At 63.0% G+C, this 15,308-nt stretch carries 15 protein-coding genes and 1 tRNA gene; 7 read left to right on the forward strand and 9 right to left on the reverse strand.

What is annotated here, in order from left to right:
• Positions 1-209: 209 nt before the first annotated feature.
• Both G3256_RS17125 and G3256_RS17130 read left to right on the forward strand, forming a co-directional pair.
• Entirely contained in the window at positions 210-1,166 is a 957-nt protein-coding gene (locus G3256_RS17125; RefSeq protein ID WP_169641976.1) for an L-malyl-CoA/beta-methylmalyl-CoA lyase, read from the forward strand.
• Positions 1,167-1,232: 66 nt separating this feature from the next.
• A complete protein-coding gene (locus G3256_RS17130; RefSeq protein ID WP_169641977.1) occupies positions 1,233-1,703 on the forward strand; it encodes a DUF302 domain-containing protein in 471 nt (156 codons plus the stop codon).
• 10 nt (positions 1,704-1,713) lie between these two features.
• Here the strand turns inward: G3256_RS17130 and G3256_RS17135 are convergent, their stop codons facing one another.
• The gene (locus tag G3256_RS17135) at positions 1,714-2,166 is read right to left on the reverse strand and encodes an Lrp/AsnC family transcriptional regulator (RefSeq protein ID WP_169642495.1); all 453 of its coding nucleotides are present in this window, start codon (positions 2,164-2,166) and stop codon (positions 1,714-1,716) included.
• A 73-nt stretch (positions 2,167-2,239) separates the two neighbouring features.
• On the opposite strand from G3256_RS17135, the gene G3256_RS17140 reads away from it, so the two are divergent.
• Together G3256_RS17140 and G3256_RS17145 are read left to right on the forward strand one after the other, a co-directional pair.
• Positions 2,240-2,836, forward strand: a complete 597-nt coding sequence (locus tag G3256_RS17140) for a LysE family translocator (protein ID WP_169641978.1) — start codon at positions 2,240-2,242, stop codon at positions 2,834-2,836.
• A gap of 94 nt (positions 2,837-2,930) precedes the next feature.
• Positions 2,931-3,893: an acetyl-CoA carboxylase carboxyltransferase subunit alpha gene (locus tag G3256_RS17145; RefSeq protein WP_169641979.1), complete on the forward strand. Its 963-nt coding sequence runs from the start codon at positions 2,931-2,933 to the stop codon at positions 3,891-3,893.
• A 4-nt stretch (positions 3,894-3,897) separates the two neighbouring features.
• Here the strand turns inward: G3256_RS17145 and G3256_RS17150 are convergent, their stop codons facing one another.
• Together G3256_RS17150 and G3256_RS17155 are read right to left on the reverse strand one after the other, a co-directional pair.
• Positions 3,898-4,548: a GntR family transcriptional regulator gene (locus G3256_RS17150; protein WP_169641980.1), complete on the reverse strand. Its 651-nt coding sequence runs from the start codon at positions 4,546-4,548 to the stop codon at positions 3,898-3,900.
• Between the two features lie 83 nt (positions 4,549-4,631).
• Entirely contained in the window at positions 4,632-5,324 is a 693-nt protein-coding gene (locus tag G3256_RS17155; RefSeq protein ID WP_169641981.1) for a M48 family metallopeptidase, read from the reverse strand.
• Between the two features lie 111 nt (positions 5,325-5,435).
• Here G3256_RS17155 and G3256_RS17160 point away from each other — a divergent pair, with 111 nt between their 5' ends.
• Together G3256_RS17160 and G3256_RS17165 are read left to right on the forward strand one after the other, a co-directional pair.
• Positions 5,436-5,768: a TIGR02300 family protein gene (locus tag G3256_RS17160; protein WP_169641982.1), complete on the forward strand. Its 333-nt coding sequence runs from the start codon at positions 5,436-5,438 to the stop codon at positions 5,766-5,768.
• Positions 5,769-5,867: 99 nt separating this feature from the next.
• Positions 5,868-5,943: transfer RNA gene (locus G3256_RS17165), tRNA-Ala, on the forward strand.
• Between the two features lie 30 nt (positions 5,944-5,973).
• On the opposite strand, the gene G3256_RS17170 is transcribed toward G3256_RS17165, so the two are convergent.
• Both G3256_RS17170 and G3256_RS17175 read right to left on the reverse strand, forming a co-directional pair.
• Positions 5,974-6,891, reverse strand: coding sequence for a ketopantoate reductase family protein (locus G3256_RS17170; protein WP_169641983.1), 918 nt, complete (start codon positions 6,889-6,891; stop codon positions 5,974-5,976).
• 77 nt (positions 6,892-6,968) lie between these two features.
• Positions 6,969-8,423 carry an aldehyde dehydrogenase family protein gene (locus G3256_RS17175; protein WP_169641984.1) on the reverse strand — a complete coding sequence of 485 codons (1,455 nt, stop codon included), beginning with the start codon at positions 8,421-8,423 and terminating at the stop codon, positions 6,969-6,971.
• A 183-nt stretch (positions 8,424-8,606) separates the two neighbouring features.
• Between G3256_RS17175 and G3256_RS17180 the strand changes: the two genes are divergently transcribed.
• Positions 8,607-10,784: a DEAD/DEAH box helicase gene (locus G3256_RS17180; RefSeq protein WP_169641985.1), complete on the forward strand. Its 2,178-nt coding sequence runs from the start codon at positions 8,607-8,609 to the stop codon at positions 10,782-10,784.
• Positions 10,785-10,799: 15 nt separating this feature from the next.
• Here the strand turns inward: G3256_RS17180 and G3256_RS17185 are convergent, their stop codons facing one another.
• From G3256_RS17185 to G3256_RS17200, 4 genes are all read right to left on the reverse strand, one after another.
• Positions 10,800-11,852 carry a fatty acid desaturase gene (locus G3256_RS17185; RefSeq protein WP_169641986.1) on the reverse strand — a complete coding sequence of 351 codons (1,053 nt, stop codon included), beginning with the start codon at positions 11,850-11,852 and terminating at the stop codon, positions 10,800-10,802.
• 237 nt (positions 11,853-12,089) lie between these two features.
• The gene (locus G3256_RS17190; RefSeq protein ID WP_169641987.1) at positions 12,090-13,358 is read right to left on the reverse strand and encodes an ABC transporter permease; all 1,269 of its coding nucleotides are present in this window, start codon (positions 13,356-13,358) and stop codon (positions 12,090-12,092) included.
• Positions 13,355-14,161, reverse strand: a complete 807-nt coding sequence (locus G3256_RS17195) for a taurine ABC transporter ATP-binding protein (RefSeq protein ID WP_169641988.1) — start codon at positions 14,159-14,161, stop codon at positions 13,355-13,357. Before G3256_RS17195 ends, G3256_RS17190 begins: the two co-directional genes overlap by 4 nt.
• Positions 14,162-14,283: 122 nt before the next feature.
• The gene (locus G3256_RS17200) at positions 14,284-15,294 is read right to left on the reverse strand and encodes a taurine ABC transporter substrate-binding protein (RefSeq protein ID WP_169641989.1); all 1,011 of its coding nucleotides are present in this window, start codon (positions 15,292-15,294) and stop codon (positions 14,284-14,286) included.
• Positions 15,295-15,308 lie beyond the last annotated feature (14 nt).

Genomic DNA, 15,308 nt, shown 5'->3' on the forward strand with positions numbered 1-15,308 from the left:
GCGCAATGACATCGCTTTTTACGCGCAGCCCGGGCCTTCTGTGCAAAATAATTCTGCAATTCGCGCCCCCTGCTCAAATTTTCTGCGTCAGCGGGCCGGCGCACGGCAAAGCCCTCATGCTGCAGGCGCGAAATGCACTTGCAGCATGGGGCGTAATTTAATATCAGCCACAGGAGCGCAACCGCAATTTTATTACCCGAGGATCCGTTATGAGCTTTCGTCTTCAGCCCGCCGCCCCGGCCCGCCCCAACCGCTGCCAGCTCTTCGGGCCAGGATCACGACCGGCGCTTTTCGAGAAAATGGCGGCATCTGCAGCGGATGTCATAAATCTCGATCTGGAAGACAGCGTGGCGCCCACCGATAAAGATGCCGCACGCGCCAATATCATTGCTGCGATCTCAGAGGTGAACTGGGGCAGCAAATATCTCAGCGTACGGATCAACGGGCTCGATACACCCTGGTGGTACCGGGACGTTGTCGATCTGCTGGAACAGGCCGGCGAGCGCCTCGACCAGATCATGATCCCCAAGGTGGGCTGTGCGGCAGACGTCTATGCGGTCGATGCGTTGGTGACTGCGATCGAGACGGCCAAAGGCCGCAGCAAAAAGATCAGTTTTGAGGTCATCATCGAATCCGCCGCCGGCATCGCCCATGTGGAGGAGATCGCCGCAAGCTCCCCGCGCCTGCAGGCGATGAGCCTCGGGGCTGCGGATTTCGCGGCGTCCATGGGTATGCAGACCACCGGCATCGGCGGCACTCAGGAAAACTACTACATGGTGCGCGAAGGCGACAAACACTGGTCTGATCCCTGGCACTGGGCCCAGGCCGCAATCGTCGCCGCCTGCCGGACCCATGGCGTCCTGCCCGTCGATGGCCCCTTTGGTGATTTCTCCGACGACGAGGGCTTCCGCGCCCAGGCCCTGCGCTCCGCCACACTGGGCATGGTCGGCAAATGGGCCATCCACCCCAGACAGATCGCCCTTGCCAATGAGGTTTTCACCCCCTCTGAGGACGCCGTGGCCGAGGCCCGCGAAATCCTCGCCGCGATGGAAGAGGCCAAGGCCCGCGGCGAAGGTGCCACCGTTTACAAGGGTCGCCTCGTCGATATCGCTTCGATCAAACAGGCCGAAGTGATCGTGCGCCAGTCTGAAATGATCGCCGGATGACGCAGGATTGATTTGCGCCAGACGTCCCGGCATGTCTTTCTGCTCGGGGCAGTGAGGGGACAGATCATGCGCGTCATATCAGTAATCGTAGCGGCTTTCGTGTTCCCGACTGTTTTGTTCGCAGGTGATATCGCGCCGCGTGACGGCTGGGTCGTGATGGAAACGACCCGCGATCACGCGACCCTGCTGGCCGATCTGAAAAAGGCCGTCAGCAAAAATAAGATGGGTGTTGTAACCCAGGCGGGTCCCACAGCCACTGCGCGCGGTCGCGGCATCACGATCCCCGAAAACCGCGTGATCGGGGTCTTTAACAATGATTTCGCCGTGAAAATTCTGGACCTCTCAACGGCGGCGATGATCGAAGCGCCCGTACGGTTTTATGTGACCGAAGAGGAAAACGGCAACGCGACACTCTCTTACAAAAAACCATCATTCGTTTTTGCACCCTACGCGGATGAAGGGGGTGCGGCCCTCCAGGCACTGGCGCGCGATCTTGACGCCCGCTTTGAAATGATCGCTGCTGACGCCACGAAGTAGGCGCCGGCGATCACGCGCGCTCGTCCTTGGGCGAGCCCATAACGACATATGAGGTCATCGAGCGCACCTGCGGCAGCGCGCCCAGAACATCGGTGTGAAAGTGTTTGTAGGAGGGCAGATCAGCGCACTCCACCCGCAGCAGATATTCGATGGTGCCGGTGATGTTGTGGCACTCGCGCACCTCAGGCGCACGCGCGATGGCGCGCTCAAAGGCCTCCTGGCTCTTTTTAGAGTGATCGCTCAGCCCGACGCCCACATAGGCCACAAATCCCGCACCCATCGCCGCCCGGTCCAGCACAGCGCGGTATCCCTTAATCAGGCCGCTGCGCTCCATTTCCTGCACCCGCCGCAGACAGGCGGACGGGGATAATCCCACCCGACCTGCCAGCTCAATATTGCTGATGCGCCCGTTCGCAGTCAGCTCACGCAATATCTGCTCTTTTTTCTGATCCGGGCCCGTCATAGATTGCGAAAATAGCCGCAAACAATCCATCTTTGCAATCCTGCGGCGCTGCAAACAGGTAATCGTTGCAGGTATGACAGCTGACCTTCTTCTCGCCCTCGCCACCTTTGCTTTTGTCAGTTCCGCGACACCGGGGCCCAACAACCTGATGCTGATGGCCTCGGGCGCCAATTACGGGTTTGCCCGGTCCGTGCCGCATATGCTCGGCATCTCCATTGGTTTTTCGGTGATGATCATGGCCGTGGGGGCCGGCCTCGTGCAGATCTTTGATGCCTGGCCGCTCAGCTATCAGATCCTCAGGGTGCTTTCGGTTGTCTATATGACCTGGCTTGCCCTGAAGATCGCGCGCGCGGCTCCGGCCCGCGCGGCGGATGCAGAGGGCCGTCCGATGACGTTCCTGCAGGCGGCGGCATTTCAGTGGGTCAACCCCAAAGCCTGGGCCATGGCACTCACGGCTCTCTCCGTTTATGCGGCGGATGCGACGCTGGTGGCATTCGGGATCGTTGCGCTGGTTTTCGGCATCGTCAATCTGCCGGCGATTACGATGTGGACCGTTCTGGGCCAGCAGATGACGCGCATTCTGACCAGCCCGGCGCGCCTCAGGGCCTTCAACCTGACGATGGCCGCGCTGCTGATGGCCTCGCTCTGGCCGGTGCTGATGCAGGGATAACGCCCCCCTGACATCGTCCTGATGCCCGTCTCTGGCCGTTGCATTGCCCTGAAATCAGCGGCATACATCGCAGACCAGAAACGGAGCGCGCCTGATGACCCAGTATATGGACTTCGAGAAACCCCTCGCCGAGATTGAGGGGAAGGCCGAAGAACTGCGCGCGCTCGCGCGGTCCAATGACGAGATGGATGTGACCGAGGAGGCGGCGGCGCTTGATACCAAAGCGCGCGCCATGCTGCAGGATCTATATAAATCCCTCTCGCCCTGGCGCAAATGCCAGGTGGCCCGGCACCCCGAACGCCCGCACTGCATTGATTACATCAACGCGCTTTTTACAGATTACACGCCGCTCGCCGGCGACCGTAACTTTGCCGATGACCACGCGGTGATGGGTGGTCTGGCCCGCATCAGTGACAGACCGGTGATGGTGATCGGGCACGAAAAGGGCAATGACACCAAATCCCGCATCGAGCGAAATTTCGGCATGGCCCGGCCCGAAGGCTACCGCAAGGCGATCCGGCTGATGGATCTGGCGGACCGCTTCGAGCTGCCTGTTGTGACACTGGTGGACACGCCCGGCGCCTACCCCGGCAAGGGCGCCGAAGAACGCGGACAGTCAGAGGCCATCGCGCGGGCCACCGAAAAATGCCTGCAGGTCGGTGTGCCGCTGGTGTCGGTGATCATCGGCGAGGGCGGCTCGGGCGGAGCTGTGGCCTTTGCGACGGCCAACCGCGTCGCGATGCTGGAGCATTCGGTTTATTCGGTGATCAGCCCCGAAGGCTGCGCCTCGATCCTGTGGAAAGACGCTGAGAAAATGCGCGAAGCGGCCGAGGCGCTGCGCCTGACCGCACAGGATCTTAAAAATCTCGGCGTCATCGACCGGATCATTGCAGAGCCTATGGGCGGCGCGCACCGCGATCCGGGATCATCCATCGCATCGGTCGGCAAAGCTGTCGAAGCAATGCTCGATGAACTGTCGGGTAAAAAGCGTGACGCCCTGGTCAGCGACCGGCGGCGCAAATTCCTCGATCTGGGCAGCAAGGGTCTCGCCGCCTGACCGTTCAGCTGGCGAGCATCCTCAACCCCTGCGTGACATCGGAACGGACCGCGAGCCGCAGCCCCGGCTCGTCGCCCGCGCGCAGTGCCGCGATGATCAGGCGGTGAAACTGCGGCGGCTCGGTCTTGCGCAGCTTGCCGTAAAGCGCGCGCATGGTGGGCCCCAGCTGCAGCCAGACGGTCTCCGCCATGGCCAGCATCGCCGGCGCCTGAGCCCGCAGGTAGAGTGTTCGGTGAAACTCCAGATTGGTCCGGATATAGGTAACGGCATCGCGGTGCGCGACAGCTTCGGCGACGGCCGTGTTGATGGTCTGCAACCGCTCGATCAGCGCCATATGTGCCCGTGGCAGCGCCCGGCTGGCCAGTTCCACTTCGATAAGCGCGCGCAGGGCGGCGAGTTCTTCGATCCGCTCATTGCTGAGCTCCGGGGTCGAAATCCGGCCCGAGGATGACAGCGTCAGCGCCCCTTCGGCCACGAGCCGCCGGACGGCCTCGCGCGCCGGCGTCATCGAGACACCATAGTCCCGGCCGATTCCGCGCAGCGTCATCGGCTGCCCCGGCGACAGATCGCCCTGCATGATCCGTGTGCGCAGGGTCCGGTAAATCCGGTCATGGGCGGCAGGGGCAGCATCGGCCGGGCGCGGGTTCAGGTTCATATCCCTTTTGTGATCACAAGAATCCTGCACGTCAAGCCGGATTTGTGATCACAGCCACGCCACCTGTCCGGCCGGAGACGGGATCAGAGGCTGAAACGATACCGGTGCAGGTCGGCCCCGTGCTGCCGCAGCCAGCGGCGCGGCGCGGCATAGTCGCCGTAAATCCGACGCACACCGTCCCAGAACGCAGCCGAGTGGTTCATCTCCGCCAGATGGGCGACCTCATGGGCCGCGACATAATCCAGGACCTCAGGCGGTGCCAGGATAAGCCGCCAGGAATACATCAGCCGCCCGTCACTGCTGCACGAACCCCAGCGCGAACGGGTGTCACGCAGGGTGATCCGGTCATAGGACCGCCCGAGCCTCTCAGCGTAGTGATCAGAGGCTTCTGCAAGGCGCGCCCGGGCGATCTGTTTCAGGTGGCCCTCAAGCCTCCGTCCGGTGCGTGCGGGAGCCCCCGGCACGCACACTTCGCCAGGCGAAAAACTGACCCGCCGTCCGGCGCCCGCAACAACCCTGTGCATCTGCCCGCCGATGGGCAGTTCGGCTCCCGGGGCCACCGCCACATCGCTGCCGCGCGCGTCAAGGTGGCCGCGAATCCACGTTTCTTTTTCCCGGGCAAAGCTGATCGCCTCGGTCTCGGGCACCCGTTTCGGCAGGGTCAGCGTTACCCGGCCGTCAAGCTGCGAAATGCGCAGCGAAATCCGCTTTGCCCGCGCAGAACGGCGCAGGATAAGGGAAATGGGCGGGTCGCCCTCTAAAATCACATCCGACATAGCGTCTCTCAGGCTGCGGCACAGGTGCGGCGGGTCTTTACAGCCACCGCCTCATATGGCACTTGGCCGGAATCATCTACACCTGAACCGCAAATGCAAAGGGGGTTTTTCATGCCCAAAGAAGAATGGGGAACGAAGCGCCTCTGCCCCACAACCGGCAAACGTTTCTATGATCTGAACGCCAACCCGATCGTCAGCCCCTATACGGGCGAGGTGGTCGAGGTGGATATGTCCAAATCACGGATGATCGCCGCAGATGCCGAAGACGCCGCATCGGCAAAGGCAAAAGCGAAAAAAGAGGAAGAAGAAGAAGTCGTTCTCGACGATGATGATGACGTGGATGTGGAGCTGGATGACGATCTGCTCGACGACGACGAGGATGATGACGATAACGTGCCGCTCGAGGAGATTGCGGACGTCGCAGCTGACGACGACGACAGCTGATCTGTTGAAAAGACGTGTGGCGGGGGCACTTTTACGCTTGATCCCGCCCCGCGTTGCGCCTAATACCCGGCGCACCGGATTTTGCGATCCGACCCTATAGGGGCCTTAGCTCAGCTGGGAGAGCGCCTGCATGGCATGCAGGAGGTCAGCGGTTCGATCCCGCTAGGCTCCACCAAAATCCCCTCCGGAACATCCGCAGAACCCGTCAGCGACCGTCTTTATAAGGCAGCAGCAGCGCATAAAGTGCGGCGTTGTTCGGCGCGGGAATACCTGCCTTCTTCGCAAGACGGGCCGCCGCCCCTGACACCCAGTTAATCTCCAGCGGGCGCCCGTGTTCCAGGTCAATCGCTGTTGACGCCCGCATCTGCTGCGGCATGCCCGCCACCCTTTCCCAGAGCTGCTCGACGATGTCATCGGGCAGCGCGACACCGCGCGCGCGTGCGACTGCCGCCGTCTCCGCCATGATATCGCGGTAGAGCCGGCCAAGCTCAGGTATGCCGGCGATGTCTGCGACAGTGCAGCGGGCAGCGGCAGTGACCCCTGACATGGCCGAGAACAGAACGAACTTGGTCCAGACCTCCCGCTCAATATCATCTGTTACGGGTGCTTCTGCACCTGCGGCACTGATCGCTTCGCGCAGTGCATCAATCCGTGCGGACGGCGTGCTGTCGCATTCCGCAAATGTGAACCGGTTGAACGCACCGGTTTGCCGGATCACGCCGGGCGCTGCAATCGTCGTTGATACGGCGGCCATGCCATTTGCCACGTTCTGCGCAGGCAGGATCGCCGCCAGGCGCTCTGCCGCTTCCACCCCGTTGAGAAATGGCACCACAACCGTGTCGGGGCCCAGCATCGGCCTGCAGGCCTCTGCCGCTGTTTCCAGCGCATCGCCTTTGACGCCAAAGATGATCGCATCTACGGGGCCCACCTCGTCGGGGGTGTCGGTGGCTTTCCAGGGGGTCAGGGTTTCGGAGCCTTGGGACGTTTCCAGCACGAGGCCGTTCTCGCGGATCGCCGCGAGGTGATCCCCGCGCGCGATGGTCGCGACCTCATGTCCGTCCAGCCCCAGCCTGACGGCGAGATACCCGCCGATGCCCCCCGTCGCCATCATCGCTATGCGCATGTCTTTTCCCTCACCGTCGTGGATTCGTGTCTCAGAATACCGCGCACCGTTGATTTGTTAAGAGTGCGCAGGCCGGCCTACCCGTGCAGCGCCGCGACGGTTTTCAGAGAAGAGAAGCCAAAAAGTGCCTCGAACCCTTTTTCACGTCCGTGCCCGGAAAGGCCGGTGCCGCCAAAGGGCAGTTCCACCCCGCCCCCGGCGCCATAGTTGTTGAGAAAGACCTGACCCGCCCGCAACGCGCGCGCCAGCCGCATCTGGCGCGCTCCGTCCCGCGTCCAGACCGACGCCACCAGCCCGTAGCCGGTATCGTTCGCAATGCTCAGTGCCTCCGCCTCATCGTCAAAGGGGATGATGACCTGCACCGGGCCAAAGATTTCCTCCTGCGCCAGCACGTGCCCCGCCGGCACCCCGGCAAAAAGCGTGGGCGCGACCCAGGCGCCGTTCTCCGGCAGATCGCCGGGCATCTCTGCGCGTGCGGCCACCTCAAGATCAGCACCCTTTTCAAGATAGCCCTCCACGATCCCTCTCTGCCGCTGCGAGATCAGCGGACCCACGTTCGGGTCGCTGAGTGCCGGTCCGACGGTGAGTGCGGCATAGCGCGCCGCCATCGCGCTCACGACCCGGTCATACACGCCGCGCTGCACGAGGATGCGCGAGGCCGCAGAGCAGGTCTGGCCCGCGTTCTGGATCCCCGCGTTCACCAGAAACGGCAGCGCGGCGTCGATATCGGCATCGTCAAAAACAAGCTGCGGGGATTTGCCGCCCAGCTCCAGCGTCACCGGCACCACATTCTGTGCCGCGGCCTGCTGCACCAGCCGCCCTGTCGCGACCGATCCGGTAAATGAGATATGCTGCACGCGCCCGTGCCCGCTGAGTGCTGCACCTGCGTCGGCTCCCCTGCCCGGCACCACGTTCAGCGCGCCGTCCGGCAATCCCGCAGAGCGCATCAGCTCAGCAAAGGCCAGCGCCGTGAGACAGGCCTCTTCCGCCGGTTTCAGCACGCAGGCGTTGCCCATCGCCAGCGCCGCACCGACCGAGCGTCCGATGATCTGCATCGGATAATTCCAGGGTACGATATGGCCGGTCACGCCCTGGCGTTCGCGCAGGGTATAAACCGTGTAGCCGTCAAGATAGGGGATCGTGGCGCCATGCACCTTGTCTGCGGCGCCCGCGTAAAACTCCATATAGCGCGCCAGCGCCGTCACATCCGCGCGCGCCTGGGTCAGCGGTTTGCCCACATCGAGTGCTTCGAGCTCCGCGAGATGATCCGCATGCTCCAGCACCAGGGCGCCGCACCGCGCCAGAACCCGGCCGCGCTCTGCCGCCGTCGCACGCCCCCATGGGCCCTCAAGGGCAGCCTCCGCTGCGGCCACGGCCCGGTCGATATCCGCCGCTGTCCCGGCCGCCACGGCACATAGCGTGCTGCCATCGGAGGGGTTGATCAGATCCAGCGTTTCGCCGGCCTCAGGCGGCCCCCAGCGGCCCCCGATCAGGCAGTGCCCCGGGGCCAGATCCAGCGGTCTCAGTGTCATCCTGTGCTCCTCGTGCGGGGTGTTGCCTCCACTCTGCCCCGCGCAGGCCCGCGCTGCAACGTCGCGCAGACACCTGCAGATGCCCCATCGACTCCCGGCGCGCAAAGGCGTAACGAGCCCGCAACAGCGGCGCGACACCGCCCGCAGACGGCCCCGCAGGCCGGCAGATGACAGGACAATCTCGTGATAGAAACACTCTCCCAGGCCCTGACCCGACAGGGTTATGATACGCTGACGCCCGTTCAGGAGGCTGTCACCGACCCCGCGCTGACCGATGCCGATCTGCTGGTTTCTGCCCAGACAGGCTCAGGCAAAACCGTGGGCTTCGGGCTCGCCATCGCGCCCACGCTGCTGGGCGACAAAACACATTTCGGCCCCGCGGGCGCGCCCCTGGCGCTGGTCATCGCACCCACGCGCGAGCTTGCCATGCAGGTCCGCCGCGAGCTGACCTGGCTTTACGCGGATGCCGGTGCCGAGGTGACCTCCTGCGTCGGCGGCATGGACCAGCGCAGCGAACGGCGTGCGCTCGATCGTGGCGCGCATGTGGTTGTGGCCACGCCCGGGCGGCTCTGTGATCACATCAAACGCGGCAACATTGACCTGTCGGAAATCCGCGCCGTGGTGCTGGATGAGGCTGACGAAATGCTAGATCTGGGCTTTCGCGAGGAGCTGGAATTTATCCTCTCCGAGGCGCCCGATACCCGCCGCACCCTGCTCTTTTCCGCGACTGTGCCGGCGGCCATCGCGAAACTCGCCAAAAGCTATCAGAAAGACGCGCAGCGGATCACCACCCAGGGCGAGGCGCGCCAGCACGCCGATATCACCTATCGCGGTCTGACCGTGCATCCGCGCGACGCCGAAAACGCGATCATCAACGTGCTGCGCTATTACGAGGCGCGCAATGCGATCGTTTTCTGCAACACCCGTGCGGCGGTCGCGCGTCTGACCGCGCGTCTGAGCAACCGTGGCTTTTCTGTCGTGGCGCTCTCAGGCGAGCTGACACAATCCGAGCGCAGCAATGCGCTGCAGGCCCTGCGCGACGGGCGCGCGCGGGTCTGCGTGGCCACTGATGTCGCGGCGCGCGGCATCGATCTGCCCGATCTGGAGCTGGTCATTCATGCCGATCTGCCCACGAATGCCGATACCCTGCTGCACCGTTCCGGGCGCACCGGGCGCGCGGGCCGCAAAGGCGTCTCCGCCCTGATCGTGCCGCCGAAAATGCGTACCAAAGCGCATCGCCTTGTGGGCTGGGCAAAGCTGCAGGAGGTCGAATGGGCCGCCGCCCCCACCGCCGCCGAGGTGCGCGAACGGGATGAAGCCCGGCTGCTGGAAGACCCCGCCTGGTCAGAGCCCGTGCCCGAAGACGCGCAGGAGCTTGTGACAACGCTGGCCGCGCGGTTCAGCCCGGAGCAGCTGGCCGCGGCTTTCGTGAACCTGCGCCAGGCAAAACAGTCCGCGCCCGAAGAGCTGACCGACCCGGATGTCCCTGACGACCGGCCGCGCAAGACCTTCGGACCGTCGGTCTGGTTCACGGTCACCATGGGCCGCGATCAGGGCGCGGAGCCGCGCCGTCTGCTGCCGCTCATCTGCCGTCGCGGCGATCTGACCAAAGACGACATCGGTGCGATCCGCATCCGCGATGACGCGAGCTTTATCGAAGTGCTGGCCAGCCGCGCCGATGCACTTGAGGCCGCCGTAGGCCCCGAAATGACGCTCGAAGACGGTGTGACCCTTGCACGGGCCGACGGCCCGCCGGCGGATACGCGCGGCACCGGGCGTCCTGGTGGCAAGCCCGGGGGGCCGCCTCGCGGCAGGCCCGCAGGTCGTCCCGCCGGGGCAAAACCGCGCAAACCACGCGACGAAAGCCCTGGCTTTCATCCCGATGCAGCCCCCGCGCCGGCCCCCGCGCCAAAAGCGGACCGGGCGCCCCACAAACCTGCCGCAGCGCCGAAAGCGGACCGCAAGCCGCATAAACCCGCCGCTGCCCAGAAGGGTAAAAAGCCACCGAAATCGCACAAAACGGAACGCTCCCCGATGAAGCCGGGCGCAGCGCCGAAGCCAAAGAGTGACCGTGCGCCCCAGGCGGAACGCAGCAAAGCGCCGCGTGCCAAAGCTGTCTGGACGAAGGAAAACCGCGAAGCCGCGAAAACCGCACGCTCTGAACGCACAGGTGCCGACGCGCCGGATACGGGCCGCAAGCCCCGCAAACCATCAGGAAAACCCGGCAAACCTGCAGCAGCACCCGATAAGACCGCCAGCAACAAACGCGCGGCCGATACATCGAAAAGGTTCGTGCCCCCGCACAAGCGCGGCCAGAAACAGCAGCGCGGCCCGTCCGCCACGCCCCGCCGCAAGCCCTGAGGACAGAGCCGGGTGTCAGGCGGTGCCGTAAACCGCCCGGGCTTCGGCAAAAGACAGAAGCCGCCGCTGGCTCTCATCCCACAGATGCAGGCGGGCGCAGGCGATGCTTTCTGAAATGCTCAGGCGTTGCGCGCGGGCAAGATCGCCATGGTCGCGCAGTACTTCCGTCAGGCGGTAAAACGGAATGCGGCTGTAGAGGTGATGCACATGGTGGATACCGATATTGGCGGTGAACCACTGCAGCCAGGCCGGCATCACATAATGTGATGAGCCGTGCAGGGCCGCATCATGCATGGACCAGTCGTCAGGCTGGTCCCACTGAGTTTCCTCAAACTGGTGCTGCACGTAAAAGAGCCAGACGCCCAGTGTCGCCGCCACCAGCGTCGTCGGCAGGAAAATCAGCAAAAGCGGCATGAGCCCGCCGAACCACAGGATCAGGCCCACCATCAGAGCGCCGGAGAATGTTGTCCCGAGAGAGCTTACCCAGATCCGCCAGCCATCACCCATCATGCCCCAGGGCACACGGTTTTCGACGAAAAAGAGATAAGCCGGCCCAAGCACGAAAAGCACCAGCGGATTGCGATAGGCTCTGTAACGCAGCCGTGCAAACGGGCTGCGCGCCCGGTATTCGGCGACAGTGAGCGTCACGACATCGCCGATGCCGCGCCGCTCGAGATTGCCGGCGCCTGCGTGATGCATCGAATGGGATTTGCGCCAGACATCATAGGGCGTCAGGGTCAGCACACCGATCGCACGTCCGATCCAGTCGCTGAGATTACGGTTTGAGAAAAACGATCCGTGGCCGCAGTCGTGCTGAATGCAGAACAGACGCACCAGAAAAAGACCATTGAGACAGGCCAGTGCCACCGCCGCCAGCGCACTCACGGGCAGCACCAGCCAGGCCAGAACCCAGATCGCAACAAAGGGGATCAGACTGACCGCGATCTCAAAGGATGAGCGCAGGGTGTCGGGCTCGCGGTACTGCGCGAGGATGCGCACCCATGCCACAGCCGGCAATGGTGGCGACCCTGCAGAAATGTCGCCCTTAACGGGGGTCTGAGATGTCATTGGTGCCTGCCTTTTTTCGCTCGTTGCAACAGGGATAAACATGTCTCTGGATTACACAAGGAGATTGACCGGTAATGAACGGATGTGTGACTTCCCGGACTCTGTCCGGATCTGAGCCTGCGGGAGCGTTTCCGGCCGGATGAAACCGCTGCTGTCGCGCGTCCGGGGCCGCAGCCCCGGGCCCGAAATGTAACCGGGGCCCCGCAGGGCCCCGACATTTTAACAACCGGTTTCGTGTCAGCCTTTGCCCTTCCAGGGCACCAGCAGACGTTCGGCCCATCGCATCAGCATATCGATGCCAAACCCGATGACACCAATGAGGATGATACCCATGATGACGATATCGGTGTTCTGAAACTTCGAGGCGGTCATGATCATCATGCCTGCACCCTGTTCAGCGGCGACAAGCTCGGCGGCCACAACCGTGCCCCAGCAGACACCCATCGCCACCCGCGCGCCGGTAAAGATCTCCGGCAGCGAGTTGGGGATGATCACATAGCGCATGATCTGCCACTTGCTCGCACCCAGCGAATAGGCCGCGTGCACCTTGGAGATCTTCACCCCGGACACGCCTGAGCGCGCCGCGATGGCCATGATCCAGAGTGCGGCGAGAAAGAGCAGGATGATCTTGCCCGCCTCCCCGATGCCCGCCCAGATGATCACCAGCGGGATAAGTGCCAGCGGTGGCACCGGACGCATAAACTCCACGATCGGATCAAACCAGCCGCGGAACCAGTCCGAAAGCCCCATGGCATAGCCCAGCGGGATGCCAACAGCAGCCCCCAGCAGGAAACCCACCACAACCCGGAACAGCGAATAGCCCAGATGCTCCAGCAGGGTGAAATTCCGGAACCCGTCTCTCAGGATCTCACCGGTGCGCACCCAGACAGCCTCCGGAGAGGGCAGATAAAGCGGCTCCATCTGCCAGCCCCGCGCCGGCTCAAAGTTCGGCGTGCCCTTGTCGCTGAGGGTCACCGACCCGCCGTCCACAGCCACGGTTTCGCCCGGTGCGATCTTCTGACCGTTGATGGCGATCACCGTGTTTCCATCGCTTTTGGAAATGTCATCATTGGAGGCCACGTTGATCAGCCCGGTCCGCCACTGCGCAATCGCCGCGGAGTCGTTCTTGGCAAAACCCTCGCCGGGCTCCACTTCCGGCGCTTCGGTTTCAACCTCGCGCGGGTGCACAACGACCGTGACAGTCGCATCATCCGGGGCCTGGCCTTCGACCTGCGCAGTGTAGGTAAAGGTGGTGGTCCCCTCATAAGGCCCCGGCGCATGCAGAAATCCGGGCAACAGCGAAGAGCCGGTGAAAATCCCCCACATCAGGAAAATCGTCAGAATCGAGATCACACCGGCGGCCCGGTTCGGGCGCACCGCACTCTCATCGCCGAATGTTACGGTTTTCAGCGAGGTATAGTCCTTTGCCCCGGCAGTCTGCACCACTTTGGTGACAATGAAAAAGGCCGCGACGAAGATGGCGACGTAAATAATCAGAGGGATCATGCCGCGTCCTCCTTTCCGCCCATAATCTCTTCTTCCATATCCCAGATCATGTTCAGGATTTCCTCGCGGCGCGGTCCGAACTCAGGGTGCTTTTTCACTTCGCGCAGATCGGCATTCACGCCAAGCTCGGCAAAGGGCAGCCGGTATTCCTTGTGGATCCGGCCCGGACGCGGCGCCATAACGATCAGCCGCTCGCCCAGCAACAGAGCCTCTTCCACCGAGTGGGTGATCAGAATGATCGTCTTGCCGGTTTCTTTCCACAGCTTAAGCACCAGGCTCTGCATCTTCTCGCGCGTGAGCGCATCCAGCGCGCCCAGCGGCTCGTCCATCAGAATAACATCCGGGTCATTCGCCAGACAGCGCGCCAGGGCCACACGCTGCTGCATGCCGCCTGAAAGCTCATAGACCGCCTTTTCCTTGAAATCCTGCAGGCCGACCACATCCAGCAGATGGTTCACGGTCGCGTCTTTATCCTTTTTCGGCGTGCCCTTCATCGAGGGGCCAAAGGCCACATTCTCGCGCACCGACATCCACTCAAAAAGCGCGCCCTGCTGGAACACCATGCCGCGTTCGGCATCAGGGCCTTTGATCTTGTGCCCGTTCAGAATGAGCTCACCGCTGGTGGGCGCCAGAAAGCCTGCCACGATATTGAGAAGCGTGGTCTTGCCACAGCCCGACGGCCCCAGCACGCTGAGCAGTTCGCCGGCCTTCAGCTCAAGCGATACATCCTGAAGCGCCTGCACATGATCGCCGTTCGGCAGATCAAAACGCATCGACAGATTGTTTATGGATAATCCGGTCATGTTGTCCCCACATGTTGCCCCGTGTGCGGGGCGGCTGACCGGGCGGGCAGTGTCCCGCCTCTGGTTTTTCTTCAGGTCTTTAAAGTGAAACGGCGCGGGAGTGACCCGCGCCGTTCATCGTATCAGGAGCCGCCGGCTGCCGCTGCAGCTTCGAGCGGTCCGGTGTTCACCGTGTCGGCATAGCTGTCGAGCGCCGAGTCAATCGAACCCGCTTCCACGAACACATCGGCCACACCCTTCATGAAGGGTGCTGCGTTGCCGCCGAACCAGGCTTCGGACAGCTGCTCTTCGATGGACGGGAATTTGAAGCCCGAAATAGAAGCACGTGCCGCTTCAACGTCCATACCGGACTGCTCGGCGATTACCGCCAGCATCTCGTCGCTCTGGTTGGCTTTCCAGTCGGCGTTCGCCGCAGCTGTCACACCAACGAACTTGGCCACAACGTCACCGTTCTCAGCGATGTAGGAGGCAGGCGCGGATGTCACGTCAAACACCAGAATGCCCAGTTCCTGCTTTTCGTCACCGGTCAGAAGGATGTTGCCGTATTCTTTCATCCGGCTCAGACCACCGCCCCAGCCGCAGGCGAAATCAACAGCGCCCTGGCTCAGAGCAGCCGCACCCTCTGGCGGTGCCATGTCAACGATCTGCAGCGAGGCCAGATCAACACCGAAGTGGTCCATCTGACGCAGGAAGCCATAGTGTGCTGCGGTGCCCAGCGGCACGGCGACTTTCTTGCCGGCCAGTTCGCCCGCGCTGTCCTTGTCGATTTCCAGTGCTTCGGCCACGACACAGTTGTCGTTGTCAGAATAGGAAACCGCAACATCCACGATCTGGATGTCCTGGCCGCCGGATGTGGCGACAACGAAGGGCGGCACACCCTGGCTCACCGAAAGCTGAACGTCTCCGCTCGCCATCGCCGCGGACATCGCCGTACCGGTCTCAAAAGAAACCCAGTTCACTTTCATGCCCAGCGCTTCGTCATAAGCACCGGAGGCTTTTGCTGCGAGGAAAGGCATCGGCCACTCAAGGAAGTATCCGACGGTGATTTCGCCGTGTCCGTCTGCTGCTGCTGTTTGTGCGCTGACGGCCATGACGGCGCCCGCGACAAATGCACATGCTGTCTTTTTGATCATTGTGTTTCTCCCGT

Source organism: Roseobacter ponti, assembly GCF_012932215.1.
Classification (GTDB): Bacteria; Pseudomonadota; Alphaproteobacteria; order Rhodobacterales; family Rhodobacteraceae; genus Roseobacter; species Roseobacter ponti.